This is a genomic window from uncultured Sunxiuqinia sp. (assembly GCF_963974515.1).
GTDB lineage: Bacteria > Bacteroidota > Bacteroidia > Bacteroidales > Prolixibacteraceae > Sunxiuqinia.
On record NZ_CAXBDD010000178.1, the window covers coordinates 1 to 4,060 of the forward strand.

Annotated in this window: 2 protein-coding genes; both read left to right on the forward strand. The window is 46.8% G+C overall.

Translation table 11 applies throughout. The features are described from left to right. The coding region (locus AAC033_RS18515) for a sulfatase (protein ID WP_339740928.1) at positions 1-1,461 on the forward strand (1,461 nt) is incomplete at its 5' end. Between the two features lie 120 nt (positions 1,462-1,581). Continuing rightward, complete coding sequence (galB, locus tag AAC033_RS18520) at positions 1,582-4,032, forward strand: beta-galactosidase GalB (protein WP_339740930.1); 2,451 nt, start codon at positions 1,582-1,584, stop codon at positions 4,030-4,032. Positions 4,033-4,060: the final 28 nt, after the last annotated feature.

Consider the following 4,060-nt stretch of genomic DNA (forward strand, 5'->3'; position numbering starts at 1 on the left):
GGATATCACGACATGAGCGCGACAGGAAGCGACTACTACGAAACACCGCACATCGACCGGATTGCTCAGGAAGGAATGGTTTTCACGGATGGTTATGCGGCCTGCCAGGTTTGCAGTCCTTCGCGGGCCAGCATTATGACGGGTCAGTTTCCGGCCCGCCATGGAATTACCGACTGGATTGGTGCCCGCACCGGTGAAGAATGGCGAAAACAAAACAGAAACAATAAATTGCTGCCCCCAGAATATGTCCACAATCTGCCGCATGAATACACCACGCTGCCGGAAGCTTTGAAAGAAGCCGGGTACAAAACCTTTTTCGCCGGAAAATGGCATCTGGGAGACGAAGGTTCCTGGCCCGAAGACCACGGTTTCGACATCAACAAAGGAGGCTGGGATAGAGGAGGACCTGTTGGCGGTTTTTATGCGCCGTGGGAAAATCCGCGGCTTCCAAGCGGACCCGATGGCGAAAGCCTTACCATGCGGCTGGCACACGAGACGGCTGATTTTATAAAAACACATAAAGACACCTCGTTTTTCGCTTTCCTTTCATTTTACGCCGTTCATGCACCGCTGCAAACCACGCAGGAAAAATGGGCCAAATACCGGCAGAAAGCGGAAGCAATGGGAATTGCCGAAACGGGCTTTGAAATGGGCCACTTTCTTCCCATTCGCCAAGTACAGGACAACCCCGTTTATGCCGGGTTAGTGGAAACCATGGACGATGCGGTGGGTGTGGTTTTAAATGCGCTTGAAGAACTCGGGTTGGCTGACAATACGATCGTCATTTTCACATCGGACAACGGCGGTGTTTCGGCGGGCGATGCTTTTGCAACGTCCAATCTGCCGCTGCGGGGAGGAAAGGGGTATCAGTTTGAAGGCGGTATTCGTGAACCTTATTTCATAAAAGTTCCAGGAATGAATCTTGCCGGAGAAAAATCATCCGTTCCCGTTTCCGGAACCGACTTTTACCCCACGCTGCTGGAACTGGCTGGTGCCCCACTGAAGCCGGAAGAACACACTGATGGCCTGAGTTTGGTTCCTGTGTTCAAAGGGGAGACGCTTCCAGAGCGTCCACTGATCTGGCATTATCCTCATTACGGAAACCAGGGCGGCGAACCATCGGGCATCATCCGGTTGGGTGAGTGGAAACTGATTCATTATTATGAGGATGGGCGTGAAGAACTGTATAACCTGAATACTGATCTGGAAGAAACAACGGACGTTTCGGTGGCAAATCCAGAGCTTACGAAACAGTTAAGTGAGCAACTTTTTGGGTACTTGAACCAAGTGGGTGCCCGTTTCCCTGAACAGGACCCCGAGTACAAAGAAGAGCTGGAAAGAAAACATTTGGAATGGGTTGAAAACGTGCGCCTGCCCCAACTGGAAAAGCAACGGCTGGAGTTTCTTGCCAAAGATTTTGAACCGGGAAATAACTGGTGGGGAAGCTCAGTGGAAGACTAGCATTATTTCACGTTCAAGAGCAGAACCCATTGTTGTTTGCTTGTAAAAGAAGCTGAAACGAAATCGTTGTGAAGTGTATAATTTACTGCTCTTTTGGAGCAACAAGATAATTTTTAGTCGATGAAAAAAATTCTTTTTACCCTCAATATTGCTTTTTTGATTTCAATTTGTGGTTTTAGTCAGCAGGCGCGGGAAACTTTTTTATTGGATTCAAATTGGAGTTTTATTAACCAGGAAGTTGAACGGGGCGAGGAGCCGGAACTCAATACAAGTGAGTGGGAAGTTGTTCGTGTACCCCATGATTGGGCCATATCGCACAATTTTGACATGAATATTGATATGCAATCGGTTCAGGTTTTGGAAGATGGCGAAAAGACAGCTCAACTCCGGACGGGGCGGACCGGCGCGCTCCCTTGTTTTGGTGTCGGCTGGTATCGCAAAGTACTGCCAATTTCAGATTCCGATCAGGATAAACGCGTTTTTATCGAGTTCGATGGGGCGATGAGCCTGGCCAAAGTCTATCTCAATGGGGAGTTCGTCGGAGAACAACCCTATGGTTATTCCTCCTTCTCGTTTGAACTGACCAAGTATGTTCGGTTTGGTCAGGACAATATTCTGGCCGTCCGTCTCGAAAATAAGCCGGAATCTTCACGTTGGTATCCTGGTGCCGGGATCTATCGCAATGTCAGGCTGGTTAAAACTTCGCCGGTTCGTATTGCGCATTGGGGAACCTACATTACTACGCCTGTAATTACCGCCAAAAGTGCAGAAGTTTCAGTTAGAACTGAGATTGATGGTGTGGGCGTTGCAGAATCAGAAATTAAACTTGTAACTGAAATATTCAGTCCCAAAGGAGACAAAGTAGGGACTGTTTCTTCCACCAAGAAGGATTATGAAAATGGCTCATTTGCTCAGGCTCTAAAAATTAAAGCCCCACAGTTATGGAGCATTGAATCACCGGCTCGTTATCGGGCGGTTAGCCGATTATTTGTCGACAGTGAGCTGAAAGATGAATATGTTACTGTTTTTGGGATTCGGAGTTTGCGGTTTGATAAAGACAAGGGTTTTTTCCTGAACGGAAATCATTTGAAATTGCAGGGTGTTTGCATGCATCACGATCTCGGCCCCCTTGGTGCGGCTGTAAATTATCGTGCTACCGAACGACAGATGGAGATTTTAAAGGAAATGGGTGTCAACTCGATTCGGACTGCCCACAATCCACCTTCTCCGGAATTGCTTCAGATTTGTGATAGCATTGGATTGGTGGTGATGGTTGAAGCTTTCGATGAGTGGAAGAATGGTAAAAACAAAAATGGTTACGGAAATTATTTTGACGAATGGGCTGAAAAGGATCTGACGGCAATGATCCGGCGCGACCGGAATCATCCTTCCGTAATTATCTGGAGCATTGGAAATGAAATACGGGAACAACGCATGGAAACCGGTGGAGAAGTCGCTCAGTTTTTGGCTGATATTTGCCGTAAATTGGATCCAACCCGTCCGGTAACCGCGGGATTTAATCAACATGTTGCTGCCATCGATAATGGGCTAAGCGACGCGATTGATTTGGTTGGTTTCAACTACAAACCGCATGATTATAAAAAAATGCATGCCCAACATCCCGACTACGTGCTTTTGGGAAGCGAAACAGCTTCAACAGTGAGTTCACGCGGTGAATACAAGTTTCCGGTTATTGAAAACAAAGGGCCGTGGTACTCCGATTATCACGTTTCAAGTTATGATTTGGAATATCCATACTGGGCATCGACACCGGATACAGAGTTTGAAATGCAGGACGATTGTGAATTTATTTTAGGCGAATATGTATGGACAGGATTTGACTATTTAGGCGAACCAACGCCATACAACGAAGGAACACCGGCCCGAAGTTCGTATTTCGGAATCGTTGATTTGGCCGGTTTGAAAAAAGATCGCTTCTACCTATACCAGAGTAAATGGAGCAGCGAACCTGTTTTACACGTTTTACCACACTGGAACTGGCCGGAACGGTTGGGCCAAAATGTTCCGGTTTACTGCTATACCAATTATCCAAAGGCCGAACTTTTTGTGAATGGAGTTAGCGCAGGGATCAGGCAAAAAGACAAAAGTGACAAATATTCCCGCTACCGGCTCATGTGGAAGGATGTGATTTATCAACCAGGTGAAATCAAAGTGGTGGCCTATGATGAAAACGATAAGGCCGTTGCAGAGCAGATCATCAAAACCGCGGGCGAGCCATACACCTTGAAGCTTACGGCCGACAGGACAAAAATTAAATCGGATGGAAAGGATTTGTCTTTTGTGACGGTCGAGGTGCTCGATAAGGATGGTAATCTATGCCCAAAGTCAGACTATTTGCTTTTCTTCACGGTTAATGGAGCTGGAAAGTTGAAAGCAGTCTGCAATGGGAACCCGATTGATCAAACTTCTTTTTCCTCCAATTACATGCGCGCGTTTAACGGAAAAATAGTTGCTGTGATTGAATCAACGGAGAAGTCCGGAGAAATCTCGTTGATGGTGTCAGGAGGAAAGTTAATTGGAAACGAAATGAAGATTGAAACTGTAAATTAAAGGATGCTTGGGTGTGGAACGCAGGTGG

Bases quoted from the DNA above. Each gene is read 5' to 3' on its own strand.
- galB (WP_339740930.1), top strand. From the start codon at position 1,582: ATGAAAAAAATTCTTTTTACCCTCAATATTGCTTTTTTGATTTCAATT.